The organism is Glycomyces sp. NPDC046736 (assembly GCF_040645615.1).
In the GTDB taxonomy this organism is placed as follows: Bacteria; Actinomycetota; Actinomycetes; order Mycobacteriales; family Micromonosporaceae; genus Glycomyces.
Window position 1 is genome coordinate 46,145 of the sequence record NZ_JBEYYO010000018.1, and the last position, 22,867, is coordinate 69,011.

Consider the following 22,867-nt stretch of genomic DNA (forward strand, 5'->3'; position numbering starts at 1 on the left):
TACCTTCGGTCATACACTCTTAGTTCCAGTCTGCGACGGCCTTTTCAGACAACCGCAGGTCAGAGGCTCGACAACGGTCGAGCCGAGCTTTCTACCTCAGTGTTTGATCCAGTCCCTCGGGCAAAACAGGGACAACCAGAATCCAACTATTTCAGATTGGCACAGTTTCTGAGAACTGGCTGTGAATAGTTGCTTGCTTGCCCCTAGGAGTACTTGGGTCCCCAGGCCGGCCTGGGGACACCTGAACCCCATATTGTGAGCAACATCAGCCGAAAGTATGAGTCCGCTTCCCGCGCGTGCGCGGGCGAGGAACCCTAGACACGATTGCGGCCCCTCAGGAGGCAATCTGAGGGGCCTTAGAGCCCTGGTGCTAGCAGGGACAAGCATTCGAGGATCAAAGCGCTCTACGGGAGCGCTAGAAGATATTCAGCCGCCATCACGCCAGTGAGGGTGACGGCTAGCCTTCACAGAACCGCACGCGCTGGAGCGCGGCGTGGAACTTGGCTACTTCCCGCTCAACGTGTGCCCGGCGGGGCGCCGTCAACACCTCGGGGCTACGCCACACCACGGTGGCGCCGTTGGTGTCGGCTGCTTCGGCGACGTGGTGGCCGCGGAGGATCTTCACCACGGCCTGATCAGGGTAGTAAAAGCAGCCCACCGCAACTTTCCCACGCTCCTCGAAGAACGTGCCCACGTTGAAGAACTGCGGAGCCGGCTCCGGGTCTGCAATGAACTCGATCGTCATCACATCAGGGTAGACCAGGGTGACCAGTTAGTCTAGTAGCTTCAGAGAAACCAGTTGAGGTAGACAGCGGCTCGCTAGCGTGCTCGCATGGTTGACAGGTACTCCAAGACGCCGCTGTTCGCTCAGGTAGCGGAGAGGCTGCGTGAGCGGATACAAGCAGGCGAGTGGGCACCTGGTGCGGCGATGCCGAGTGAGCGGCAGGTAGCGGAGGAGTACGACGTGGCGAGGCCTACGGCGCGTCGCGCCTTGGCGGTGTTGGAAGAGGAAGGCTTGCTGCTGGTGCTCCCGCAGCGCGGGGTGGTCCGGTCACCGAAGAGCTGAACAGGGAGAACATCCTAAACCCGCAGGCTGTAGGCCTGCTAGGTCCAATGTAGAACAGCGGAACACGTGCTAGCACAACCGCCCTACGGGACGGATTGTGCGGATTGCGGAGCGGAGAGACCAGGCTTCGCCTGGGATCGAAGATCCTCAGTACTACTACAGCCGCCGAGAGTGAGGCGGCTGCAAGTCATGGAGTGAAGGGAGCGAAGCCGACCGGAACGCAATGACACTCGTAACGGCATCTCAGCGCTCGCTGAGATGCCTTCTACTACTGAGTTCACTTCATTCACTTCCGTTCCTTCGGAACTCCACTTCACTTCGTTCATCTTCGGCAGCTCGAAACGTTAGTGAGAGAGCTGCCTCTGTGACTCACTGGCCGCCACAGCGGCCCTTAGTTCTTAAACTCTTAGAGTCCTAGATTCCTGGACTCTTAGAGTCCTGGAATCCTAAAATCCTTAACTACTACCGGGAAACTGACTACTGTGTGTATAACCTAATCTATACACAGAGTTACTAGACCAGAGACAAGGAAGGCGGAGCCGCCCGAGAGCGGCCCCGCCGTTGGTTAGTCGGTCTTGTACTTGTACTTACGCCGGATCGGCCCTTCAGCCTCTCCTAGCTTCACTAGCGCTTCAAGCGCGGCCTTCACCACCTCATCGCTGAACCCACCGGTTCCCTTCCCCGGCTTGGCGTGCTCGGCCTGAACCAGCTTCGCCAGGGCAGGGGCCGAAATCCACTTGCCGGCCGCTTCGAGGCAATCCAGGATCTTCCCCTCCTTGTCGGTGAGGTCATCCCAGTCCGAGGGCGGTTCGAAGCAAATCTCACCGCGCCGCAGGACCACATCAGCGGCCACGTTGCCGCGGGCGCCACCGAGGTCAATGTCCTCAGTTGAGCCCTCTGCTTGCATACGGTGAGCTGCGCCCCCGTCCGCGGGGCTGTAGATCGTGTAAACCACTTCAGCCCCGACCTCGCGCTTGCGTGCGCCCGCGCCCTTGGCCGTGGTGAACTTGCCCAGCGTGACGCCATCCCGCTTGAGCAGGGCCTCCAACTTCGGGTACGTCTCTGTGCCCCCGAAGGTCCCGCCCGCGAACACGAGATAAGTCGTGTCCGCCCTGAACAGCACCGCACCATCACTACGGAGCACCGGCCCTGGTGCTTCCGAGGCCCACGGGTCCGCAGCCTCGGTTGCAGCGAGGTCGGCCTTGTGCTTCTCCCGCACCTCCGCGGCAACCCAAGGGTCATCAGGGTCAATGGGCGGTCGCTCCGCGGCGCGCTGCGCCTGGGCTTTACAGTCCGAGCACGGCCCGAAAGGATCGTGCTCGCAATTGATTTTTCTAGTAGCCGTATTCAATTTGTCCTCGATATCGGTTTTCATGTATCCGCCCGATCGTCACCGGGCGTGGTCGGTGAGTGTTTTCACAGCGCGGATAGTCGCTACGTGCTTGTAAATACGCCACTCCATCCACTCCCAAGACTCCTCACTGAAACCAGAATTCACCACCTTGGTAAACACATGGTCAAGGGCCTGGCAAAACACTCCCGCACGGATGCTGGTAGATAGCTTGCACCCGCAGTCGAACTCTTGCCGTTCCAACGTTCCTCTTTCCGGGCCCCTAGGGGCCCTCTAACTCATACACGTTTCACTGCTTTGTTTGGTTGCAAAATTGGGTTTAGGGGCCCGTGCGACCGGGCCCCTTTGATCTTCAGTTCGTCAGCTCATGAGCCGTAGGATTGCCGGCAGAACTTCTCCTAGAGTCCCCAGTACGGCGACGACTAGAACGAGCCAGATCGGCGTCCCACAGCCCGCGGGCCGCTTCTTTGGTTTACGTGGCATGATTAGCCCTTCTTTATAGGCTTTGACCTCGGTTGGCCGGTGCCCGGAAGAAGAGAGTAGACCTGGTGGTCGGGATTCCGTAAGACTCGACACCTACATCCCGGTACAATAATCGTCTGCATTAACGGGTAAAAGGGCCTTCCGGTGTGAAAGGCCCTGATACCACTTGTCTAGAGGTGCGGGAGTTCGGCGGTGTCGAGCCGGCGCTCAACCTCGCGGGTCACAACCCGATTCCAGAGAGACGCCTTACCAACGATCGACCCGAAGACGTGTGTACCCTCCTGGTCATCATCCTTAGCGGCCATTTCAAGGTAGAACAGCCACTTCTCGCGGGCCGTGGTGAGAAGTTCGTCGATCGCGAAAACTTCGTCATCGTTCAGCTCTTCGATGGTGTCGGCGCTCGGGGCGATGTGCGTCCCCGTCCATCCGGTCGGCACGTCAGCAGTGAAGTGCTCGTTCAGCTCTCGGACCATTTCGGCGAGCATGTCAGTGGCGAGGTTGTTCTCAGTCATTCTTGTCTTTCCTCCTGTACGCCACCGACCCTTTGTCGATGGCTCGTGCCACACTCCGGTCGTGAACCGGTGGCCGCTCAAGCGGTGTGGCTGTGTCTTACGCCTTGCGGCGCTGCAAAAGCACTTCGACCGTGAGCAGCAGGGCCACCGCGGGCCATGCGGCCACCGACCGGCTCAGGATGTTGGGTTCTGCGCTCAAGACGTTCGCTGCCAGTGAGGCGACGACACCGAACGCAAACGAGAACCAAGCGATGCCCTTGCGGGTTGCCCCGTCCACCAGGGCGACCGAACCGACCACGATCAAACCGTCAACGCTCAAGGGCAGCAAGTACGAGATGACCTCGGACTGACCGGCCATCAAGGCCACCTCTTGCATGTGCGAGAACGAAGCCACTGCGGCCACGATGGCGACCACAGCCGCAGCGAAGATAGAAAGCCAGCGGCGGGAAGGCTTCGGCTTCGCCTCAGCAACCGGCGCCGCTACAGCGGCCGTAGGAGCCTCGACAGGCTCCGGAGGTGTAGTTGTCTGCTCAGACTCTTCGGGAGCCGTCACAGGCTCACTGACGTTAATTGCTTCGGGAGCTTCCTCGGTACCGGCGAAGCCGGCATCTCTGCGAAGCTCGTTCAGGGCTTTCGAGACCGTGGAACGGCCAGCGCCGAGCTTCGCTCTATCGAGGATGTCGAGGACTTGCCCGGTGGTCACGTGCTCCGGGCCACCTGCGTTGTCAGCGATCAATCGGACTCGCTCGCCTACAGTACGAGCGCGTTTCAGGGTGGCGGTCTGGACCACTAGTTCACCTGCCCGAAGTATCGGGTGTTACGGTTGTGGCTCATAGGTAAGTCCTCCTCCTTTGGGGGGAAACCAAGGGCCCCGGTTGCCGCCGGGGCCCTGTTTCGTTGTCGTCTTTAGTTGCCGTGCTTGACCGACCACGCCACGAGGTAGTCACCGTTGTGGAACCTCAGGGGCTCCTGTTCAAGGTCGAGGCCCTCGCCGAGCTGCCCAACCAGGTCGGCGGCCCTCGTTTCGCCGGCAGGCAACTCGAAAGGCTGTCGGGTCTCGATCTTGGTGATCTTGCCGTCGATGTCGCAGCACTGAGCTGCGAAGACACCGTGTCGCGTGGTGATGATTTCGGCGTCGGCCGTGATCTCGTTCTCTACGAGCCATTCGGCGAGCGCAGCGGCGTTTTCCTTGCTGATCCTGTTGTCCTGCATGGTCATGTCTTCCTCCTTGTTCAGCCGCGGCTCATACCGTGGCGGTGTGTGTTGAAGATTTGGTAAGCGCTGGCGTGTTCTGCGGGCGGTCTAGGGGGCTTCGCATCCCCGGCCCCTGGGGGCCCCGTGCCGTTCACCAGGCTCTTTGCGGTGTCAATCTCAGATGTACGACACCGCCGATGTCTACGGCAGGAGCAGGAAGGGCTGGACCGAGGAGACCATCGGGCGTTGGTTCGCTTCCAGGCCCGAGGCCCGCGAGCAGGTCGTGCTCGCCACCAAGGTGTACGGAGCCGTCGGCGACGGGCCGAATGAGAAGGGACTCTCGGCGTACCGGATCCGGGCGCAGATCGAAGCCTCGCTGCGGCGGCTCCAGACCGACCGGGTCGACCTGTACCAGTTCCACCACATCGACCGGTCGGTGCAGTGGGAGGAGATCTGGCAGGCGATCGACACACTTGTGACCCAAGGCAAAGTGGTCTATTCCGGGTCGTCGAACTTCCCGGGCTGGGGCATCGCCAGGGCGAACGAGCACGCGATCCGGCGCGGGAGCTTCGGCCTGGTCTCGGAGCAGTCGATCTACAGCCTCCTGAACCGCAACATCGAGCTCGAGGTCATCCCGGCCGCGCAGCAGTACGGCCTCGGCGTCATCCCCTGGTCCCCGCTCGGGGGCGGCCTGCTCGGCGGCGTCCTCGGAGACAAGCCGACCACCGGACGGCGTTCGAGCGAGCGCATCGCCGCGGGCGTCGAGAAGCACCGGCCGCAGCTGGAACGGTACGAGGCCTTCGCCGCGAAGAGGGGCGTCGCCCCGGCGGTCCTCGGTCTGGCGTGGGTGCTGCGGCAGCCGGGCGTCACCGGGCCCATCATCGGCCCGCGAACGTCGTCCCAGCTGGAGGACGCCGTGGCGGCGCTGGAGGTCGAGCTCGACGAGACCGACCTGGCGACCCTGGACGAGATCTTCCCCGGCCCCGGCGGCCCCGCCCCCGAGGCGTACTCCTGGTAGCGGGGCGAACCGACCGCGCCGGGCCCGACTCGGACCCGGCGCGGTATCTTTGTCCGGTTTCGACCGGTGACGTGTCGCACTGGTCGTTGCATGCTTGACGTGGGTACCGTCGATTCGACCGAGTGACCGAGAGCAAGCGATTGCATCGCCGCACGATCGGACCAGCGGAGGCGCGGAGCGTGACGGACATCAGCAGCAGGCGGCGGAACGACGAGGACATCGAGGAGGCCCGCGAAGCGCTCCCGCCCGAAGGCATCGACACGGCACGGCCGGACCCGGCGATGCTCGACTACGCGCGCGGCATCCGGGAGGGCTTCGGGCGCTTCATGATGGAGTACCAGTTCGCCGTGGACGAGGTGCTCACCAAGGTCACGATCCTGCGCGAGGAGTTTCGGCACCTCCACCGCTACAACCCCATCGAGCACGTCAGCTCCCGCATCAAGACCCCCGACAGCATCCTGGAGAAGGTCGTGCGCCGCCAGGTCTCCCCCACGCTGCCGAAGATCCGCGAGCACATCACCGACATCGCCGGCATCCGCATCACGTGCAGCTTCATCGCCGACACCTACCGGATGCTCGACGCCCTGACCTCCCAGCACGACATCCGCGTGATCGAGGTCAAGGACTACATCGCCAACCCCAAACCCAACGGCTACAAGAGCCTCCACGCGATCATCGAGGTCCCGGTCTTCCTCTCCACCGGCGCGGTCCCGGTGATCGTGGAGGTCCAGATCCGCACCGTGGCCCAGGACTTCTGGGCCAGCCTCGAACACAAGATCTTCTACAAGTACGACGGCGAAGTCCCCGCCCACATCGCCACCGACCTCGCCGACGCGGCCACCGCCGCCGAACAACTCGACCGCCGCATGGAACAACTCCACGCCGAAGTCCACGGCCCCACCCCCGCCGACGACACCCGCCCCACCATCCCCCAACTCGACAACGCCCTCCTCCTCCGCCTATGGGACCTGGCCCAGACGACAGGAGCGACCTCCCAAAGCCGCCCGTAGCGCGACGGGGCCCGCGATCATCCGATCGCGGGCCCCGCCTCACTTGTGCTCTCAGACGACTCCGGCCAGCGAGCATGCGCTCTGGGCGTGGGACAGCCAGACGTCGGTGTTGCGCTGGAAGTAGCTCACGCAGTTCGAATAACTGCTGACGCCGAGGTTGCAAGCGGAGGTGACCAGGGGTCCGACCGCGTATCCCTTGCTTTTGATGTAGCTGCGGCACTGCGCGGCGGTCATGGGCTGGACGTCGCCGTCCGCGGTGACCGACGCGGTCACCTCGGCGGGGGTGGCCTCGACCGGGTCTGCGGCCTGCGCCGGTGCGCTCAGGGCGAAGGACATGCCCACCATTGCCGTGAGCAAGGCGAGACTCTGGATGATCCGTTTGATCATTTGGACCCCTTCCGCATCGGCGCGGCCGATGCACCTAGAAGACAGTGCATCGACTCTCGGCGAAGCGCGCACCGAACCGGCATCGGAATTGCACGGCTCCGGCACCGCCCTAAGGGGCGGGGAGGGGGCAGCGGCCTGGTTCGTTGCATTTTTCGTGGGTCTTGGGTTCGAGTTGGATGGTGGCGTGGGTTATGTCGTGGGTGGTTCGCATGAGGTGTTGGGCGCGGTCGAGGACCGTGTGGGCGTCGGCTGCGGGGTCGGTGACCAGGTGGGCCGTGGCCACGTGCATGCCTGAGGTGAGGGTCCAGAGGTGGACGTCGTGGACGTCGTCGACGCCCGGGATCGCGGCGAGGTCTTCGGCGATCGCGGCCGGTTCCAGGCCGGGCGGGGCGTGCTGGGCCAGGACGGCGAGGACCTGTCGGCCCAGCGGGACGGCGCGGACCACCACGAACAGGCCGATCGCCAGCGCGATGCCGGTGTCCCAGGCGGCTTGGCCGGTGGTGGCGACGAGGATGCCGGCGATGATGACGCCGACCGATCCGGCGGTGTCGGCGATGACTTCGAAGTAGGCGCCTTTGACGTTGAGGCTCTCGCTCGCGCCGGATCGCAGCAGGAGCAGGGCGATGAGGTTGACCGCGAGGCCGAGTGCGCCGACGACGAGCATGGGGCCGACGCTGATCTCGGGCGCTTCGCCGATGCGGCCGAGGGCTTCGGCCACGATGTAGGCGGCCATGCCGAACATGACGAGGACGGCGAAGCCGGAGGCGAAGATCTCAGCGCGGTAGGAACCGTAGGTGCGGCGGCCGGTGGTGTCGGGGCGGGTGGCGATGCGGGTGGCGGTGAGGGCCGCGGCGAGGGTGACGACGTCGGCGGCCATGTGCCCGGCGTCGGAGAGCAGGGCGAGGGAGCCCGAGAGCAGGCCGGTGACGAGCTCGACGGCGAAGAATCCGCCGATGAGGGCGAGTGCGATCTTCAGCCGCCAGGCGTGTCTGCCTCCGGCGTGCGCGCCGTGGTCGTGCCCGTGTCCCATGCTGGCCTCTCGAATCAATATTACATTGCGATACGTGCATATGTCGCCTTGGACTGTACCGGCCTGCGACGAGACCCGTCAAGGGTGGCCTGCCTCACGCCAAAGGTGCGGGCCCGATCCCGAGCCCGCACCTTCCCCCTCTGTCAGGCCGCGACGATTTCGCGGTCGCGGGCCCTGCGCCGCGCCACGAATCGCACGAGCGGCCAGACGGCGATCAGGGCCAGGATCCCGTAGACGACCCACGAGACCGGGCCGCCGATCAGGCCCGAGAGCTCCCCACCGGAGAGCTGGAGCGACATGCGCGCCTGCCGTTCGGCCATCGGACCGAGGATGACGCCCACGATGAGCGGCAGCATCGGCAGCCCGAAGCGGCGCATCGCGAGCCCGGCCAGGCCGAGCACGATGAGCACGAACAGGTCGAACGGCTGCGCGTTCACCGCGTAGGCGCCCATCGAGGCGAAGAACAGGATCCCCGCGAACAGGTACGGCTTGGGCACGCGCAGGAGCTTGACCCAGATCGGGATCATCGGCATGTTGAGCACGAGCAGCATGGTGTTGCCGATGAACAGGCTCGCGATGAGCGTCCACACCAGGGCCGACTCGTTCTCGAACAGCAGCGGCCCGGGCTGGATCCCGTAGGTCTGGAACGCCGCGAGCATCACCGCGGCGGTCGCGTTGCACGGCAGGCCGAGTGCGAGCATCGGCACGAGGGTCCCGGCGGCCGAGGCGTTGTTCGCGGCCTCGGGTCCGGCCACGCCTTCGATGGCGCCCTTGCCGAACTCGTTCTTGTGCTTGGAGAGCCTGCGTTCGGTCACATAGGACAGGAACGTGGGCACTTCCGCGCCTCCGGCGGGCATGGCCCCGAACGGGAACCCGAGCGCGGTGCCGCGCAGCCACGGACCCCACGAGCGCCGCCAATCCTTGCGGCCCATCCAGACCCGGCCCACGGGGATGATCTCGTCCTTGGTGCGCCTCCCGCGCGCGGCGATCCACAGCGCCTCGCCGATGGCGAACACCCCGACCGCCACGATCACCACGTCGATCCCGTCGGCCAGCTGCGGGACCCCATAGGTGAGGCGCTGCTGGCCGGTGACCGCGTCGATCCCGATGGTGCCCACCACGAGTCCGAACAGGAGCGACGCGAAGCCGCGGATGCGCGAGGAACCGAGCACCGAAGCGGTCGCGAACAGCGCCAAGACCATGATCGCGAGGTAGTCGGGCGCGCCGAGGCCGATCGCGAAGCTCACCGTGACCGGGGTGACGAACACCAGCGCCACGGTGGCGATGGTTCCGGCCACAAAGGATCCGATCGCGGCGGTCGCGAGCGCCTGTCCCCCGCGGCCGTTGCGGGCCATCTTGAAGCCCTCCATGACGGTGACCACTGAGGACGATTGGCCTGGAGTGTTCAGCAGGATCGCCGTGGTCGAGCCGCCGTACATGCCGCCGTAGAAGATCCCCGCGAACATGATGAACGCCTGCGTGGGCTCCATCCCGTACGTGATGGGCAGCAGCAGCGCGATCGCCATCGCCGTGCCCATGCCCGGCATCATCGAGACGGCCGTGCCGATCGTGACACCGATGAGCGCGATGAGGAGGTTCTGCGGGGTCAGGACCGCGCCGAAGCCCTCGATGAGGGAGTCGAGGTTGTCCATCAGAGGATTCCCTGCAGGATGCCCGCGGGCAGGCCCACGCCGAGCCCGATCGCGAAGCCGTAGAACGTGGCCAGGCCGAGCACCACCGCCGCGGCCAGCGCGAGGAAGTAGCGCCGCGAGCCGAGTACCACGGCCGCGCCCCAGAACAGGAGCGAACCGGAGATGACCCAGCCGAGCCACTCGATGACCAGCGCGTTCGCGATGAAGATCGCGCACAGCAGGCCGATGGTGCGCCAGTCGAAGGGCCCGTCGGTCTCCCCGCCCTCGCCGCGCCCGCCCCGCGCCACGTCGAGCGCGTAGAGGACGGCCACCACGATGAGCAGCGATCCGAGGATGATCGGGACCGGCTTGGGCCCGATCGGGTCGTTCGAGGCGGTGAACCCGCCCAGGCGCAGGGCGTCGACGATCACCACGACGCCGAGCGCGGCGAGGACCCCGGCGACCCAGTACTGGGCCCGGTCGGGTCCGGCGGGCTCGGTGGTCGTGTCGGCGCCTTCGTCAGCGCGGTCGAGGTCGCTCATACCAGGCCCAGGTCCTGGAGGATCGAGGCGACTTCCCGGTCCTGCTGGGTGAGGAAGTCGCCGAACTCGTCTCCGGTGGCGAACGCGTCGATCCAGCCCTGCTTGGCGAGTTCCTCGGCCCACGCGTCGGTCTCGTAGACCGCGGTGATCGCGTCGACCCATCGCTGCACGTCGGCGTCCTCGACGCCGGGCGGGGCGACCCAGCCGCGCCAGTTGGTGAACTCCATCTCGATGCCGGACTCGACGAGCGTCGGCGCATCGGGCACGGCCTCGACGCGGTCGAGCGTCGAGACCGCGAGGACCCGCAGCTGCCCGGCCACGATCTGGTCGATGAACTCCCCCACCCCGCTCGCGCCCGCGGCGATCTTCTCCCCCAGCAGGGCCGGGAGCAACTCACCGCCGCCGTCATAGGACACGTAGTTGACGTCGGCGGGCGTGATCCCCACGGTGTCGGCCAGGCGCATCGGCAGCAGGTGGTCGGGCCCGCCCGGGGACGAGCCGCCGCCGATCGCCACGCTGCGCGGATCGGCCGCCCAGGCCTCCACCAGGTCGGCGATCGTCTCGTACGGCGAGGCGGCCGGGACCACGATCGCGCCGGCCTCCTCCACGAGCTTCGCGATCGGAGTCGTGCCGGTGAGCTTGGCCTCGGAGTTCTGGGTGTACGAGGCGCCCACGACGCCCAGGCCCATCTGCATCACGAGGTCGCCGTTGCCCTCCTCGTTCACCATGCGCTGCAACCCGACCGTGCCTCCGGCGCCGGACAGGTTGAACACCTCGACGCCCTTGGCGATCTTCTCGTCCTCCATGATCCGCGCGATCGAGCGGGCGGTCGTGTCGTAGCCGCCGCCGGGGCTGTTGGGCACCATGAGGCGAAGGCCCGTCAAGGGACCGCCGTCCTCACCGTCATCGGCGGTCAGGCCGCAGGCCGAGGCCGCCGCGAAGGCCGGGACGGCTGCCGCAGCGCTGAGGAGGGCCCTCCGGTGAAATTTCATCGTCGTTGCTCTTTCGTTTCGAAGCCGCTGTGAGAGACGATGGTCACCCCGGCGTAAGCCCTATGTCAGCCTTGTGTCCGTATCGATCATTGAGTTCATTGTGTTCAGGCCCGTGCCCCGCCCCACCCTCGCCGGTCAGCTCCTCGTCTTCCAGCTGACGGTGATCCTGCTCGTCCTCGCCGCCGTGGCCGGGCTGTCGCTGGCCCAGTCCGCGGCCGTGTTCGCCACCGAGCAGGGCCGCCGCGTCACCCAGCTCGCCGAGAACCTCGCCGCTTCCAATCTGGTGCGCGACCGCCTCCCCGCGCCCGCCCCGGCGCAGACGCTCGCGCCGCAGATCCAGAGCGACCTCGTGCGCTGGCAGGTCTCCTCGGTGACGCTCGCCGACGCCGAGGGACTCGTGGTCGCCTCCACCAACCCGCTGCTGGTGGGCACCGTGCTCGACCTCGGCGCGGGCGTGCTCCAAGGCCGGGGCTGGAAAGGCGAGATGGAGCTGGGCGGGCGCACCGAACTGGTCGCGCAGGCCCCGGTGCTCGGCGCCGACGGCTCAACGCACGGCGTGCAGCTGGGCGTCGCGATCGTGGGCCACGAAGTGCCCTCGCTGTTGGACAGGCTCGCGGGCGCGAGCCCGAACCTGCTGCTGTACCTCGGGGTCGCGAGCGTCCTCGGCGTGGCCGGGTCGTGGCTGCTCGCCCGCCGCATCAAACGCCAGACGTTCGGCATGGAGCCCAGGGAGATCGCCGGGCTCGCCGAGCACCGCGAGGCCATGCTCTACGGCATCGCCGAAGGCGTCGTCGCGCTCGACCCGCAGCACCGCGTCACCCTCGTCAACGACGTGGGCAGGCGCCTGCTCGACCTCCCGGGCGACTCGGTCGGGCGCGCCCTCGCCGACCTCGACCTGACCTCAAGGCTGCGCGACGTGCTCACCGGGGCGGTCACCGGCACCGACCAGGTCGTGTTGCAGGGCAACCGGGTCTTGGTCGTCAACCGCATGCCCGTGGAGAAGGACGGACGCGCGCTCGGCTCGGTCGCGACCCTGCGCGACCGGACCGAACTGGCCCAGCTCGAACGCGACCTCGGCTCGTTCCGGTCCACCGCCGAAGCGCTGCGGGCCCAGACCCACGAGTTCGACAACCGCCTCCACACCATCTCCGGGCTGATCCAGATCGGCGAGCAGGACGAGGTCGTGCGCTACGTCGACGCCCTCAACCGGCACCGGCAGTCCCTCGACCTGGCCATCGGCGAACCCATCCGCGACAAGGCCATCGCCGCGCTCCTCATGGCCAAGTCCGCCCAGGCCGCCGAGCGGCGCGTGCGCCTCGACATCGCAGGCGGCAGCGCCCTCCCGCCGCTCGAACCCGAGGACTCCGCCGACGTCGGCACCGTGCTCGGCAACCTCCTCGACAACGCCATCGACGCGGCCGTCGAAGCCGACACCGGCCCGCAGCCCAGGCCCGAACCCCGCGTCGCGGTCGAACTGCGCCACGAGGACGGCGCCGTGCGGATCACCGTCACCGACTCAGGCCCCGGCGTGCCGCCCGCGGCGGCCGCGGAGATCTTTGCGCACGGCTACACCACCAAGGCCCCCACCTCCCAGAGCAGCACCGGCGGGCGCGGCATCGGGCTTGCGCTGGCCAAGCTCGTGTGCGAGCATCACGGCGGCACCGTGGCCCTGGAGCCCACCGGGAGCGGCGCCCGCTTCACCGCCGCGATCCCGCTGCTCGCCGCCGCGACCCCTACGGCCAAGGAACCCTCATGATCGAAGTGCTGGTCGTCGACGACGACTTCCGGCTGGTCAACATCCACAGCGGCTTCGTCGCGCGCACCCCCGGATTCCGGGTCGCCGCCGGCGCCCGCAGCGGCGAGGAGACCCTCGCCGCGCTCGCCGAACATCGGCCCGACCTGGTCCTGCTCGATCTGTACCTGCCCGACGTGTTCGGCCTGGACCTGGTGCGGCGCATGAGGGCCGAAGGCTTCGAATCCGACGTCTTCGTGATCTCGGCGGCCCGCGAGGCCGAAGCCGTGCGCGCCGCCGTGCGTCTGGGCGTGGTCTCGTACCTGCTGAAACCGTTCAGCTTCGACGACTTCACCGAACGATTGGAGCAATACGCCGAACGCCGGGCCGGACTGGCCGCCGCCGCGGTGCGCGACCAGGCCGACGTCGACCGCGCCTTCGAACGAGCCACCGCACCGAATCCACTGCCGCCCAAGGGGTTCAGCGCCGAGACCACGAAACTGGTCGAGTCGGCGCTGCGGGTGGCCGAGGGGTCGCTCTCGGCCAGCGAATGCGCCGAGCGCGTGGGGATCTCGCGGGTGAGCGCCCGGCGCTACCTCGAACGACTCGCCGAAGGCGGCAGCGCCGAGGTCAGCCTGAAGTACGCCGGTCGCGGCCGCCCCGAGCGCCGCTACGCGTGGGCCCGCCGGGCCTGAACCCGGAGCCGGTGTCGCAGCCGCATGCGATCATCGGAGCCCGTCCCGGCGAACCGAAGGAGCCCACCGTGGAGAAGTACGACGTCAAAAAGGCGCACAAGGCGCTCTATGCGCCCTCGGCGAAGGACTTCACCCGCGTCGACGTGCCCGAGCTGGGCTTCATCGCCGTCGACGGGGAGGGCGACCCGAACACCGCCGAGGCCTACCGGCAGGCCGTCGAGGCGCTCTACTCGGTGGCCTACACGCTCAAGTTCCACTCCAAGCTCTCGCTGCGCAAGGACTTCGTGGTGGCCCCGATGGAAGGGCTGTGGCGGGCCGAGGACCCGAGCGCGTTCCTCAAGCGGGAGAAGGACTCTTGGAAGTGGACGATGCTCATCGGGCAGCCGGAGTGGATCACCGCCGACATGGTCGCCAACGCGGTCGAGACCGCCGGGGCCAAGCACCCGAACCCCGCGCTCGAACTACTGCGCCCGCACACGTTCACCGAAGGGCCCAGCGTGCAGATCCTGCACGTGGGCTCCTACGACGACGAGACGCCCGTCCTCGAACGGCTCCACAACGAGTACATGCCCGCGAACGGCCTCGCCTTCAACGGCGACCACCACGAGATCTACCTCAGCGACGCCCGCCGCACCGCCCCGGCGAAGCTCAAGACCGTGCTGCGCCAACCGGTCCGGCCGATCAGTGAATGACCGACCCGCAATTGTGCGCTTGATCACTATGGACTTTCTTTACGGATGACAGCAATTATCCGAGCAGGTCCGCAGGTCGGGGACATGGTCTATTACGTTGGTAGGATACTTTTGACGACTGTCAGTCACGACGCGAAACCTATTGAATCGGGGCGTACCAAAGGAAACCCTCAAGATGGGATGACCACTGTGCGACGCATGATCGTTTCGCTGACCCTCTCCTTCGCCGTACTCCTCATCGGCGGCCACGCGGCCGCGTCCGCGGGCGGCATCGACGCCGACCTCGCGGGCAACGGCTGGGGCAACGGCAGCCCCGCCATCGGCGACTGATCGGCCGCTTCCCGGCCCCGACGACGGCACCGCGCACTGAGCGCGGTGCCGTTCTCGCCGTTCAGATCAGGTCCGCTTCCTTGATGAGCCCCCGCGCGGTGGCCAGAGCGCCGAGCTGGAAGCGGCTGCGGGCCCCGAGGCGCTTGGTCAGGTCCTCGGAGAGGCGGCGGATCGTGCGGTGGGAGACCTTCATCTGGCGGGCCGCCGAGGCGTCGGTGTGGCCTTGGGCCCAGAGCTTGAGGACGTGCTGCTCCTGGGCCGTGAGCGGCTCGGAGCGGTAGGGGCGGCGGCGCGTCAGCGGCTGCGCGTCGGCCCAGATGTTGATGAACAGGGCCACCATGGCCTGGATGATGACGCGGTTGCCGAGGATCAGCGCGCCTATCTCGCAGTCGAGGTCGTCCATGGGGATGATCGCGCGCTCGCGGTCGAACACGATCATGCGCAGCGGCAGCGAAGGGGCCGTGCGCACTTCGCCGCCCGCGTCGATCTCCCAGTTGAGGGCCTCCATGGTGAACGGGTCGTTGCGCACCGCGTCGAGGTAGACCGACTTCATCCGCACGCCGCGCTTGAGCACGTCCTCGTCGACCGCCTGCGCCTCTTCGAAGGTCTCCTCGGAGAGCTTGCCGACCGGGGCGAGGATCAGCTGCTCCTCGACGCAGGAGGCGGCGAGCTCGGCGATGCGGGTGCGGATCGCCTTCAGGCCGATGACCTGCTCGACGCCGCTCTCGCCGGGGGCCTTGGCCCCGTACTTGGAGAGCATGCGGGTCATGGCCATGCGGCCCTCTTCGAGCTGGTGCTGCATCGTGGCGACCTCGGCCTGCTGGCGGGCCAAGAGCGAGGCGAGGCCGACCTCGGGGTCGACCAAGGAGAGGCGGTCGCCCTCGCGGGAGACGAGCGCGGCCCCGGTGAGGTTCGCGACGGCGGCCTCGAACGCGGGCGCCTCCTGCGGGAGCAGTTCGGCCAGCTTGGACGCCTCGATCGCGGGGTTCTCGAGAAGTGCCAGGTAGACGGTTTCGGTGTCCGCGTCGAATCCGAAGATGCTCAGCATGATCGTCCTTCCGAGGGGTGCGCTCGCACGGGTCCCGGGGGTGATCGACGGCCGACTCGCGGTGCGGGGACGTCGGTGTCTGCCGCACGATGCGTGTCCGACTCGTCGCATTCCGGTTCCCCGCACGAAGAATAACACGGTGGATCCCCTTTTGAGAGCGCTTCCATTTCGGACATGACGCGAGTTCGCGTACTCGTCATACGCCGTCCGCCCGCACGTCGATCACGCCCATTCGCATTGCGGTGTCAGAAATGCTCGGCGGCGCAAATGACCACTGACAGGGTGAGGCCCGGGCGGCCAGGCTTGGCGCGGAACATCCACCCACTCAGGAAGGAAACGGTGGCCGCCACATGAGCACCCAGACCACCTCCGCCGACTGCCTCGTCTGCGACGCGCCCTTCACCATCGACGCCGAATGGGAGAAGGGCGAGATCGTCGAATGCGGCTCCTGCGGGCAGGAGCACGAGGTCGCCGAGCAGACCGCCGCCCTGACCCGGCTCGAACTCGCCCCCGAGGTCGAAGAGGACTGGGGCGAGTGAACGAACTCGAGGCCGACGTCCTCTTGTCGGTCACCGTGCTGCGCCCCGAGGAGAAGCTCCTCGGGGCGGCCCTGCGGGCCCGGGGCGTGGACGTCGCCACCGTGCTGCCGCCCGACCTGGGCGCGATCGTGCGCGGCGGGGCCGCGGCCCGGCTCGGGCTCATCCGCAACGTCTCGCACCAGCAGGCGCTCTCGACCGCGCGGCTGCTGGAGCACGTGGGCGTGCAGACCTTGAACCGGACCTCGGCGATCGAGGTCTGCGGCGACAAGGGACTCCAGGCGCTCGTGTTCTCCCGCAACGGGGTCCCTCACCCCGAATCGCATCTCGCGTTCAGCTTCGCGCAGGTGCGCGAGGCCGTGGCCGCGTTCGGGTGGCCCTCGGTGGTCAAGCCCGTCAGCGGCTCGTGGGGCCGCGGCGTGACCCGCATGGTGAACGAGGAGTGCGTGGACGCCTGGATCGGGGGCCGCGAGTCGGCCGACGCGGCCGGGAAGCTGTTCCCGGTCCTGGTGCAGGAGTACGTCGACAAGCCCGGGCACGACCTGCGGGTCGTGGTCGTGGGCGCCGAGCCGGTCGTGGCGATCCGGCGGGTCTCCGACCACTGGCGCACCAACACCACGCTCGGGGCCGACGTGGAGCGCGTCGAGGTCACCGCCGAGATGGCGAAGCTGTGCAGAGGCGTGACCGACCTCCTCGGGGAGGGCTTCTACGGCGTCGACCTGGTCGAGGACCGCGCCGCGGGCGCGCTCAAGGTCCTGGAGGTCAACGCCAACCCCGAATTCGCGAAGTCCTCGGCGGTCCACGGCGTCGACATCGCCGCCGCCGTGGCCGACCACGTCACCGCCGCGCTCGCGCTGTCGAGCGCGCACTGAGAGGAGACCGCATGGAGCTGTTCGACACCGCAGTGGTGCTCACCAGGGTCATGACCTCGGGCACCGTGATGAGCATCGAGAAGGGCGACCGGGAGCTGCCGGGGCTGGAGCGCCTGCTCGCCAAGGCCACCGCTCGGACGCACGTGTCCCTGGTGAACTCCTCCTCCGCGGCCGTCCACGCCGCCGTGGCCGGTCAGGGCCTCGGGTACGGCGACCGCGTGGACGCCTCGGGGTACGACGAGCCGACCGCGGCGTTCCTCGCGTGGCTCGGGATCGAGTCCGATGCCGAGACGGCGGTACCGTTCGCGCGCTTGCGGATCGACGCGGCGAACGCCGGGCGGCTGCGCGAACTCGCGGCCGAGATCGACGCGAAGGTGCTCGTGGTCGACCTGTGCGACTTGGGCTTCGGGCCCGCCGCGGCCGTGCTCACCGACGACGAGACCGTGTGGGCCAGGGCCGAACGGCTGAAGATCTTCGGCGCGTTCGACCTGCGGACCATGTGGACCCAGGAGGAGTCCAATCCGGACCTCGTACCGGGCGTGCAGTGCAACTACCGGCTCAGCCCGCTGGTCGCGGCCTGTGTCCGGGTCGCCTTGAACCAGGCCGCCAAGGCCGAAGGAGCAGTCCGATGATCACCGACTTCCCCACGGCCCCAATCGATCTGCCGCGCCCGGCCGACCGTGAGGCCGAACTCGCGGCGCTCGGCGGACCGGCCATGATCGGCAAGGAGACGCGCCGCACGCCGTTCCCGGTCATCACCAAGGAGGACGTGCTGCACATGCTGCTCGCGCAGCGCCAAGACCCGTCCAAAGTGGTTGACGGGTTCGCCGAGGCCTACTGCGAGTACGTGGGCGCGGCCTTCGCGCTGCCGACCGCGTCGGGCACGGCCGGGCTCCACATGGCGCTGGTCGGGGCCGGGGTCGAACCCGGCGACGAGGTGATCGTCCCGGCGTTCACGTTCATCGCCACCGCGCAGGCAGTGGTTGCGGCGCATGCGATCCCGGTGTTCGTCGACATCGACCCGGTCACGTACTGCATGGACCCGGCCGCCGCGGCGGCGGCCGTGACCGAGCGGACCAGGGCCGTGATGCCCGTGCACGTCCACGGGCTCCCGGCCGACATGCCCGCGCTGCGCGGGCTCTGCGAAGAGCGCGGGCTCGCGCTCGTCGAGGACGCCTCGCACGCGCACTCGGCGAAGATCGAAGGCCGCGTCGCCGGTTCGATCGGGGACGCGGCGGGGCAGAGCCTCATGGCCGACAAGAACTTCCCGCTCGGCGGCGAGGGCGGGATCGCGTTCTACGCCACCGAGGACGCCTACACGCGGGCGGTCGAGTATTTGGGCCGCAACGGCATCGACTACCGGATGGCCCCGATCGCGGCGGCCTTCGGGGCGAGCCAGCTGGAGCGGCTGCCGTACTACGACAAGGTGCGGGCCCGCAACGCCGAAGTCCTCGCCGAGGCGCTGCGCGAGACCGGGCTGTTCACCCCGCCGCACGTCCCCGACGGGCACGTGCACGCGTACAACATGTACCGGATCGGGTTGCGGCCCGAGGCGGTCGGCCTGGAGGACCTGCCGGTCCACGCCGTGAAGCAGGCCGTGCACGAACTGCTGGTGGCCGAAGGGGTCCCGGCCCGCGAATGGCAGAACACCCCGATCCCGTGCCACCTGCCGTTCCAGCGGCGCGACGGCTTCGGCGGCGGCTACCCGTTCACGCTCAACCCCGGCGCGGTGCGCGACCACGTGCCCGAGGACTTCCCGAACACCGTCGCGATGCTGGAGCGCACGCTCGTGCTGTGCCGGGAGCTGCGCTCCCCGGTCGAATACGAACGGGCCCTTCGCTACGGCGAGGCCTTCGCGAAGGTCGCCAGGCGGCCCGACGCGATCCGCAAACTGGCCTCGGGCGACATCCCGCGCCCGCACCGCAGGGCGGCCCGCCTTGGCTGACGAGCGACGCGTCCGCGTGGCCGTGATCGGCGCGAGCGGCTACACCGGCGGCGAGACCGCGCGGCTCCTGGCCGACCACCCCGACGCGGACCTGGTGTTCCTCTCGGCCGAACGCCATGCGGGACAGACGATCGGCGCGGTCCACCCGTGGCTGCGCAACCACCCCGACCTCGGCGGCCGGAAACTGCGGCCGCTCGACGAACTGCCCGAAGTGGACGTGGCGTTCGCGTGCCTGCCCGGCGGCACGCTGCCGCAGGTGCTGCCGCTCATCGCGGCCAAGGCCGAGCGCGTGCTCAACCTCGCCGGGGACTTCCGGCTCGCCGACCGCGCCGAGACCCGCCGCCACTACCCGGCCTCCGAGGCCGTGGACGAGAAGTTCGCGTACTTCGTGCCCGAGTTCTCGACCGACCTTGGCGCCGAGCGGTTCGTGAACCTGCCCGGGTGCATGGCCGTGGCCTCGCTGTACGCCCTCTACCCGCTGCTGTGCGACGACCTGGTGGAACCGAGGATCGTGGTCGACGCCAAGACCGGCTCGTCCGGTTCGGGCAAGGGCACGGGCGAGCACCCGGCAGAACGGGCCGGGAACTTCCGCGTCCACCGCCCGCACGGCCACCGGCACGCCCCGGAGATCCGGCAGGCGCTGGCCGAGTACACCGGGCTCGAACCCGAACTCCAGTTCTCGACCCACAGCCTGGACCTGCCACGCGGCATCCTCGTGACCTGCTACTCGCAACTGCGCGAAGGGGTCTCGACCCTCGAAGTGAAGCGGGCGTTCGCTTCGGCATACGCGGGCAAGCCGTTCGTGAAGGTGCGCACCGCGCCCAAACGGCCGCAGGACTTCCCGATGATCAAGGCCGTGGTCGGCTCGAACCTCGCCGAGGTGGCCGTGAGCGTCCAGGGCACCGAGGCGGTGAGCGTCGCGGCGCTGGACAACCTCGTCAAAGGCGCTGCGGGACAGGCGGTGCAGACGATGAACCTCATGATGGGCCTGGACGAGTCGACCGGGCTGCCGACCACGGCGGTGGGCCCGTGAAGCCGCTCTATTGCGTCAAGGTCGGCAGCGCCACTTTGGACCGCTGTGCGCCCGGCAACGGGATCTACGCCGAGCTGGCCGCGTTCGCGCGGCGGGGCGCGCGGGTGCTCATGGTCGCGGGCGGCGCGGCCGGGATCGAGCGGCATTACCGCGACATCGGGCGCGAGATGCCGCAGCTGCGCCTCGCGTCGGGGGACGCGGTGCGCTACTGCCCGCCCGAGGAGATGGAGCACCTCGTCGAGGCCTATCGGCGGGTCACGCTGCCCGCGGTGGAGGCGGGCCTGGGCGCGCTCGGTCTGGCCGTGCACACCGCAGTGGCGACGGGTCTGGTGCGCGGCGTGCCGAACCGGCCGCTCAAGGCGCAGGGCGCGAACGGGCGGGTGCGGGTGGTGCGCGACCACCGGGCCGGGCTGCCGACCGAAGTGGACGTCGAGCGGCTGGGTGCGCTGCTGGACGCGTTCGACCTGGTGTGCCTCAGCCCGCCGATCGCGGACACGGGCGGGGGTACGCCGCTCAACGCGGACGCCGACGTGCTGGCGGCGGTGCTCGCGAACGCGATGGGCGCCGATCACCTGCGGCTGGTCACCGGGACCGCCGGGCTGCTCGCCGACCCGGGCGATCCGGCCTCGACCGTCACGGACCTGTACCCCGGGGACGGGGCCCGGTACGCGGGCGGGCGCATGAAGCAGAAGGTGCGGGCCGCCGAGCTCGCGCTCTCGGCGAGCGCCGACGTGGCGATCTGCGGCCCGGACACGATGGAGGACCACACGGGTTGGACCCGGTTCTGGCCGAGCCGCGAGCCCGCGCCGGATCTGGCGCTGCTCACGCGCGCGGCGGCGGTGCCGTCGGTCTCGGGCGACGAGCACGAGCTCGCGGCGTACCTGCGGGACTGGTGCACCGCGAGAGACATCGAAGCCAAAGTGGACCCGGCCGGGAACCTGGTGGCGACCAAGGGGGACGGGCCGAGGCGACTGCTCATGCTCGGGCACCTGGACACGGTCCCGTTCCACTGGCCCACGGCGTGGGAGCCGGAGGGGACGCTGTTCGGTCGAGGCACTGTGGACGCCAAGGGCTGCCTGGTGAACTTCCTCGAAGTGCTGGCGGCCACGGAGGTCGGCGAAGGGCACCAGATCCGGGTGGTCGGCGCGGTCGAGGAGGAGGTCTCTTCGTCGAAGGGCGCGTTCTGGGTTCGGGACCACTACCCGGCCGACGCGGTGATCGTGGGCGAGCCGAGCGGCTCGGGGACGTTGACGCTGGGCTACCACGGGCTGTTCAAACTGCGGATCACCGCGACCGTCGACAGTGGGCATTCGGCGGCGAGGGACGCGGTGTCCGCGCCCGACGCGCTGATCGCGGCGCTGGCGGCGTATCGCGAGGCGGTGCTGGCCGAGGCTCCGGAGGCGCTGAGCGCTGTGATCGACACCTGGACGTCCCGGCAGCCCGGCCGCGACGCGGCTACGGCGATCTTGAACTTCCGCATTCCTCCAGGGGCGGAACCGGAAGCGCTCATCAAGGCGCTCCCGCGGCTGCCGGGGGTGGACGCGGCGATCCTGCGGGCCACCCCCGGTCACCAGGGCGGGCGCACGTCACCGCTGGCCAAGTCGTTCGCGAGGGCCTTCGCGGGCGCGGGTGTCAAGCCCCGGCATGTGGTCAAGAAGGGGACCTCCGACATGAACACGCTGGCCACGACCTGGACGGGCGTCCCGATGGTCGCGTACGGGCCCGGGGATTCGGCGCTGGACCACACCGACGCGGAGCGGATCGACGCCGAAGAAGTCAGGCAGGCGCGCGCGGTATTGCAAGCGGCGGTGGCGGACTGGATGGAGAGGGAGGCGCGATGAGTGCGCTCGCGTACGTCGAGGGGCTCGCGGTGCGGCCCTCGCATGTGGATCGGGCCGCGCGGGCTCGGCGGCTGATCGTGGACATGGCCGCGAGTGAGCGCGGCTGCCACCTGGGCGGGAGCCTGTCGGTGATCGACCTGCTGCTGGCCGCGTTCGACCGGGCCGAGGGCGACGACGGCACCCGCGTCGTGTTGAGCAAGGGCCACGCCGCCGCGGGGTTGTACGCGGCGCTGCACGTGACCGGGCGGCTCGCCGAGAACCCGGCCCCGCATTACGGCCAGGTCGGGCATCCGTACACCGGGCACCCGGGGCCAAAGGTCCCCGGCGTGGCGTTCCCGACCGGGAGCCTCGGGCACGGGGTGCCGTACGCGGCCGGTTGGGCGCTGGCGCAACGGCTCTCGGGCCGAGGCGGGCTCGGGATCGCCGTGAGCGGCGACGGGGAGCTCCAGGAGGGTCTCGTGTGGGAGACGGTCCAGGTCGCGGCGGCGCGGCGGCTCGGGAACTTCGTGCTGCTCGTGGACCGCAACGGCGGCCAGAACGACGGCCTCGTGGCCGACATCTCGCCGCTGCCCGACCTCGCGGACCGCTTCGGGGCCTTCGGGTTCGACGCGGCCGAAGTGGACGGCCACGACCACGCGGCGCTGACCGCGATCCTCGCCGGGGAGCGCCCGGGCGACCGCCCGCTGGCGGTCATCGCGACCACGGTGAAGGGCAAGGGGGTCCGCGCCGTCGAGGGCAAGGCCGGGTCGCATTACGTGAAGATCGACGCCGAGCGGGCCGAGAAGTGGAAGCGGGGCATCCGATGACTCATTATTCGAAACGGCCGACGATCCGGGCCGCGGCCACCCGAGTCGACCACTCGGACGCCGCCTTCCCTCGAACTCGTGATCGCCGCCCAGCGGCATCGCCGTCGCCGAGACCGCGCCT

Annotated in this window: 25 protein-coding genes; 14 read left to right on the forward strand and 11 right to left on the reverse strand. The window is 68.4% G+C overall.

Translation table 11 applies throughout. The annotated features are described in order from the left end of the window. Positions 1-457: 457 nt before the first annotated feature. The gene (locus AB0B28_RS17525; protein WP_360122087.1) at positions 458-745 is read right to left on the reverse strand and encodes a hypothetical protein; all 288 of its coding nucleotides are present in this window, start codon (positions 743-745) and stop codon (positions 458-460) included. An 87-nt stretch (positions 746-832) separates the two neighbouring features. On the opposite strand from AB0B28_RS17525, the gene AB0B28_RS17530 reads away from it, so the two are divergent. Next, the gene (locus AB0B28_RS17530) at positions 833-1,066 is read left to right on the forward strand and encodes a GntR family transcriptional regulator (protein ID WP_360122090.1); all 234 of its coding nucleotides are present in this window, start codon (positions 833-835) and stop codon (positions 1,064-1,066) included. Positions 1,067-1,631: 565 nt separating this feature from the next. Here the strand turns inward: AB0B28_RS17530 and AB0B28_RS17535 are convergent. The 4 genes from AB0B28_RS17535 to AB0B28_RS17550 all read right to left on the reverse strand — a co-directional run bounded on the left by AB0B28_RS17535 (position 1,632) and on the right by AB0B28_RS17550 (position 4,630). Continuing rightward, complete coding sequence (locus tag AB0B28_RS17535) at positions 1,632-2,441, reverse strand: hypothetical protein (RefSeq protein WP_360122093.1); 810 nt, start codon at positions 2,439-2,441, stop codon at positions 1,632-1,634. A gap of 629 nt (positions 2,442-3,070) precedes the next feature. After that, on the reverse strand, positions 3,071-3,412 hold the full coding sequence (locus AB0B28_RS17540) for a hypothetical protein (protein WP_360122096.1): 342 nt from the start codon (positions 3,410-3,412) through the stop codon (positions 3,071-3,073). A 97-nt stretch (positions 3,413-3,509) separates the two neighbouring features. Beyond that, entirely contained in the window at positions 3,510-4,148 is a 639-nt protein-coding gene (locus AB0B28_RS17545; RefSeq protein ID WP_360122099.1) for a DUF2637 domain-containing protein, read from the reverse strand. 170 nt (positions 4,149-4,318) lie between these two features. Beyond that, positions 4,319-4,630, reverse strand: a complete 312-nt coding sequence (locus AB0B28_RS17550) for a hypothetical protein (RefSeq protein ID WP_360122102.1) — start codon at positions 4,628-4,630, stop codon at positions 4,319-4,321. A gap of 157 nt (positions 4,631-4,787) precedes the next feature. Here AB0B28_RS17550 and AB0B28_RS17555 point away from each other — a divergent pair, with 157 nt between their 5' ends. Both AB0B28_RS17555 and AB0B28_RS17560 read left to right on the forward strand, forming a co-directional pair. Then, a complete protein-coding gene (locus AB0B28_RS17555) occupies positions 4,788-5,624 on the forward strand; it encodes an aldo/keto reductase (protein ID WP_360122105.1) in 837 nt (278 codons plus the stop codon). 281 nt (positions 5,625-5,905) lie between these two features. Beyond that, positions 5,906-6,634: a GTP pyrophosphokinase family protein gene (locus AB0B28_RS17560; RefSeq protein WP_360122266.1), complete on the forward strand. Its 729-nt coding sequence runs from the start codon at positions 5,906-5,908 to the stop codon at positions 6,632-6,634. 51 nt (positions 6,635-6,685) lie between these two features. On the opposite strand, the gene AB0B28_RS17565 is transcribed toward AB0B28_RS17560, so the two are convergent. From AB0B28_RS17565 to AB0B28_RS17585, 5 genes are all read right to left on the reverse strand, one after another. Continuing rightward, positions 6,686-7,021 (reverse strand): hypothetical protein, encoded by a 336-nt coding sequence (locus AB0B28_RS17565; protein ID WP_360122108.1) that lies wholly within the window; start codon positions 7,019-7,021, stop codon positions 6,686-6,688. 109 nt (positions 7,022-7,130) lie between these two features. Continuing rightward, on the reverse strand, positions 7,131-8,051 hold the full coding sequence (locus AB0B28_RS17570; protein ID WP_360122111.1) for a cation diffusion facilitator family transporter: 921 nt from the start codon (positions 8,049-8,051) through the stop codon (positions 7,131-7,133). A 143-nt stretch (positions 8,052-8,194) separates the two neighbouring features. Further along, entirely contained in the window at positions 8,195-9,703 is a 1,509-nt protein-coding gene (locus tag AB0B28_RS17575; RefSeq protein ID WP_360122114.1) for a tripartite tricarboxylate transporter permease, read from the reverse strand. Next, positions 9,703-10,224, reverse strand: coding sequence for a tripartite tricarboxylate transporter TctB family protein (locus AB0B28_RS17580; protein ID WP_360122117.1), 522 nt, complete (start codon positions 10,222-10,224; stop codon positions 9,703-9,705). Before AB0B28_RS17580 ends, AB0B28_RS17575 begins: the two co-directional genes overlap by 1 nt. Further along, a complete protein-coding gene (locus tag AB0B28_RS17585) occupies positions 10,221-11,216 on the reverse strand; it encodes a tripartite tricarboxylate transporter substrate binding protein (protein ID WP_360122120.1) in 996 nt (331 codons plus the stop codon). Before AB0B28_RS17585 ends, AB0B28_RS17580 begins: the two co-directional genes overlap by 4 nt. A 112-nt stretch (positions 11,217-11,328) precedes the next feature. Between AB0B28_RS17585 and AB0B28_RS17590 the strand changes: the two genes are divergently transcribed. The 4 genes from AB0B28_RS17590 to AB0B28_RS17605 all read left to right on the forward strand — a co-directional run bounded on the left by AB0B28_RS17590 (position 11,329) and on the right by AB0B28_RS17605 (position 14,665). Continuing rightward, the gene (locus AB0B28_RS17590) at positions 11,329-12,972 is read left to right on the forward strand and encodes a sensor histidine kinase (RefSeq protein ID WP_360122123.1); all 1,644 of its coding nucleotides are present in this window, start codon (positions 11,329-11,331) and stop codon (positions 12,970-12,972) included. Beyond that, positions 12,969-13,643, forward strand: coding sequence for a response regulator (locus AB0B28_RS17595; RefSeq protein ID WP_360122126.1), 675 nt, complete (start codon positions 12,969-12,971; stop codon positions 13,641-13,643). Before AB0B28_RS17590 ends, AB0B28_RS17595 begins: the two co-directional genes overlap by 4 nt. A gap of 68 nt (positions 13,644-13,711) precedes the next feature. Further along, the gene (locus AB0B28_RS17600) at positions 13,712-14,335 is read left to right on the forward strand and encodes a GyrI-like domain-containing protein (protein ID WP_360122129.1); all 624 of its coding nucleotides are present in this window, start codon (positions 13,712-13,714) and stop codon (positions 14,333-14,335) included. 180 nt (positions 14,336-14,515) lie between these two features. Next, a complete protein-coding gene (locus tag AB0B28_RS17605; protein ID WP_360122132.1) occupies positions 14,516-14,665 on the forward strand; it encodes a hypothetical protein in 150 nt (49 codons plus the stop codon). Positions 14,666-14,726: 61 nt separating this feature from the next. On the opposite strand, the gene AB0B28_RS17610 is transcribed toward AB0B28_RS17605, so the two are convergent. Next, entirely contained in the window at positions 14,727-15,713 is a 987-nt protein-coding gene (locus AB0B28_RS17610; RefSeq protein WP_360122135.1) for a helix-turn-helix transcriptional regulator, read from the reverse strand. Positions 15,714-16,063: 350 nt separating this feature from the next. On the opposite strand from AB0B28_RS17610, the gene AB0B28_RS17615 reads away from it, so the two are divergent. From AB0B28_RS17615 to AB0B28_RS17645, 7 genes are read left to right on the forward strand one after another with little or no spacing between them, the layout of a single operon-like run. Continuing rightward, entirely contained in the window at positions 16,064-16,252 is a 189-nt protein-coding gene (locus tag AB0B28_RS17615; RefSeq protein WP_360122138.1) for a lysine biosynthesis protein LysW, read from the forward strand. After that, entirely contained in the window at positions 16,249-17,121 is an 873-nt protein-coding gene (locus AB0B28_RS17620; protein WP_360122140.1) for a RimK family alpha-L-glutamate ligase, read from the forward strand. The genes AB0B28_RS17615 and AB0B28_RS17620 overlap by 4 nt, the downstream gene beginning before the upstream one ends. Positions 17,122-17,132: 11 nt before the next feature. Beyond that, positions 17,133-17,753, forward strand: coding sequence for a degT/DnrJ/EryC1/StrS aminotransferase (locus AB0B28_RS17625; RefSeq protein WP_360122143.1), 621 nt, complete (start codon positions 17,133-17,135; stop codon positions 17,751-17,753). Then, positions 17,750-19,066: a DegT/DnrJ/EryC1/StrS family aminotransferase gene (locus AB0B28_RS17630; protein WP_360122146.1), complete on the forward strand. Its 1,317-nt coding sequence runs from the start codon at positions 17,750-17,752 to the stop codon at positions 19,064-19,066. The genes AB0B28_RS17625 and AB0B28_RS17630 overlap by 4 nt, the downstream gene beginning before the upstream one ends. Then, positions 19,059-20,099 (forward strand): N-acetyl-gamma-glutamyl-phosphate reductase, encoded by a 1,041-nt coding sequence (gene argC, locus AB0B28_RS17635; RefSeq protein ID WP_360122149.1) that lies wholly within the window; start codon positions 19,059-19,061, stop codon positions 20,097-20,099. The genes AB0B28_RS17630 and argC overlap by 8 nt, the downstream gene beginning before the upstream one ends. Further along, positions 20,096-21,940 (forward strand): M20/M25/M40 family metallo-hydrolase, encoded by a 1,845-nt coding sequence (locus tag AB0B28_RS17640; RefSeq protein WP_360122152.1) that lies wholly within the window; start codon positions 20,096-20,098, stop codon positions 21,938-21,940. The genes argC and AB0B28_RS17640 overlap by 4 nt, the downstream gene beginning before the upstream one ends. Beyond that, positions 21,937-22,746 carry a 1-deoxy-D-xylulose-5-phosphate synthase N-terminal domain-containing protein gene (locus AB0B28_RS17645; RefSeq protein WP_360122155.1) on the forward strand — a complete coding sequence of 270 codons (810 nt, stop codon included), beginning with the start codon at positions 21,937-21,939 and terminating at the stop codon, positions 22,744-22,746. Before AB0B28_RS17640 ends, AB0B28_RS17645 begins: the two co-directional genes overlap by 4 nt. Positions 22,747-22,867 lie beyond the last annotated feature (121 nt).

Bases quoted from the DNA above. Each gene is read 5' to 3' on its own strand.
- AB0B28_RS17580 (WP_360122117.1), bottom strand. From the start codon at position 10,224: ATGAGCGACCTCGACCGCGCTGACGAAGGCGCCGACACGACCACCGAG.
- AB0B28_RS17575 (WP_360122114.1), bottom strand. From the start codon at position 9,703: ATGGACAACCTCGACTCCCTCATCGAGGGCTTCGGCGCGGTCCTGACC.
- AB0B28_RS17530 (WP_360122090.1), top strand. From the start codon at position 833: ATGGTTGACAGGTACTCCAAGACGCCGCTGTTCGCTCAGGTAGCGGAG.
- AB0B28_RS17550 (WP_360122102.1), bottom strand. From the start codon at position 4,630: ATGACCATGCAGGACAACAGGATCAGCAAGGAAAACGCCGCTGCGCTC.
- AB0B28_RS17585 (WP_360122120.1), bottom strand. From the start codon at position 11,216: ATGAAATTTCACCGGAGGGCCCTCCTCAGCGCTGCGGCAGCCGTCCCG.
- AB0B28_RS17535 (WP_360122093.1), bottom strand. From the start codon at position 2,441: ATGAAAACCGATATCGAGGACAAATTGAATACGGCTACTAGAAAAATC.
- AB0B28_RS17630 (WP_360122146.1), top strand. From the start codon at position 17,750: ATGATCACCGACTTCCCCACGGCCCCAATCGATCTGCCGCGCCCGGCC.
- AB0B28_RS17565 (WP_360122108.1), bottom strand. From the start codon at position 7,021: ATGATCAAACGGATCATCCAGAGTCTCGCCTTGCTCACGGCAATGGTG.
- AB0B28_RS17615 (WP_360122138.1), top strand. From the start codon at position 16,064: ATGAGCACCCAGACCACCTCCGCCGACTGCCTCGTCTGCGACGCGCCC.
- AB0B28_RS17595 (WP_360122126.1), top strand. From the start codon at position 12,969: ATGATCGAAGTGCTGGTCGTCGACGACGACTTCCGGCTGGTCAACATC.
- AB0B28_RS17560 (WP_360122266.1), top strand. From the start codon at position 5,906: ATGCTCGACTACGCGCGCGGCATCCGGGAGGGCTTCGGGCGCTTCATG.
- AB0B28_RS17570 (WP_360122111.1), bottom strand. From the start codon at position 8,051: ATGGGACACGGGCACGACCACGGCGCGCACGCCGGAGGCAGACACGCC.
- AB0B28_RS17625 (WP_360122143.1), top strand. From the start codon at position 17,133: ATGGAGCTGTTCGACACCGCAGTGGTGCTCACCAGGGTCATGACCTCG.
- AB0B28_RS17610 (WP_360122135.1), bottom strand. From the start codon at position 15,713: ATGCTGAGCATCTTCGGATTCGACGCGGACACCGAAACCGTCTACCTG.
- AB0B28_RS17525 (WP_360122087.1), bottom strand. From the start codon at position 745: ATGACGATCGAGTTCATTGCAGACCCGGAGCCGGCTCCGCAGTTCTTC.
- AB0B28_RS17555 (WP_360122105.1), top strand. From the start codon at position 4,788: ATGTACGACACCGCCGATGTCTACGGCAGGAGCAGGAAGGGCTGGACC.
- AB0B28_RS17645 (WP_360122155.1), top strand. From the start codon at position 21,937: ATGAGTGCGCTCGCGTACGTCGAGGGGCTCGCGGTGCGGCCCTCGCAT.
- AB0B28_RS17540 (WP_360122096.1), bottom strand. From the start codon at position 3,412: ATGACTGAGAACAACCTCGCCACTGACATGCTCGCCGAAATGGTCCGA.
- AB0B28_RS17605 (WP_360122132.1), top strand. From the start codon at position 14,516: ATGACCACTGTGCGACGCATGATCGTTTCGCTGACCCTCTCCTTCGCC.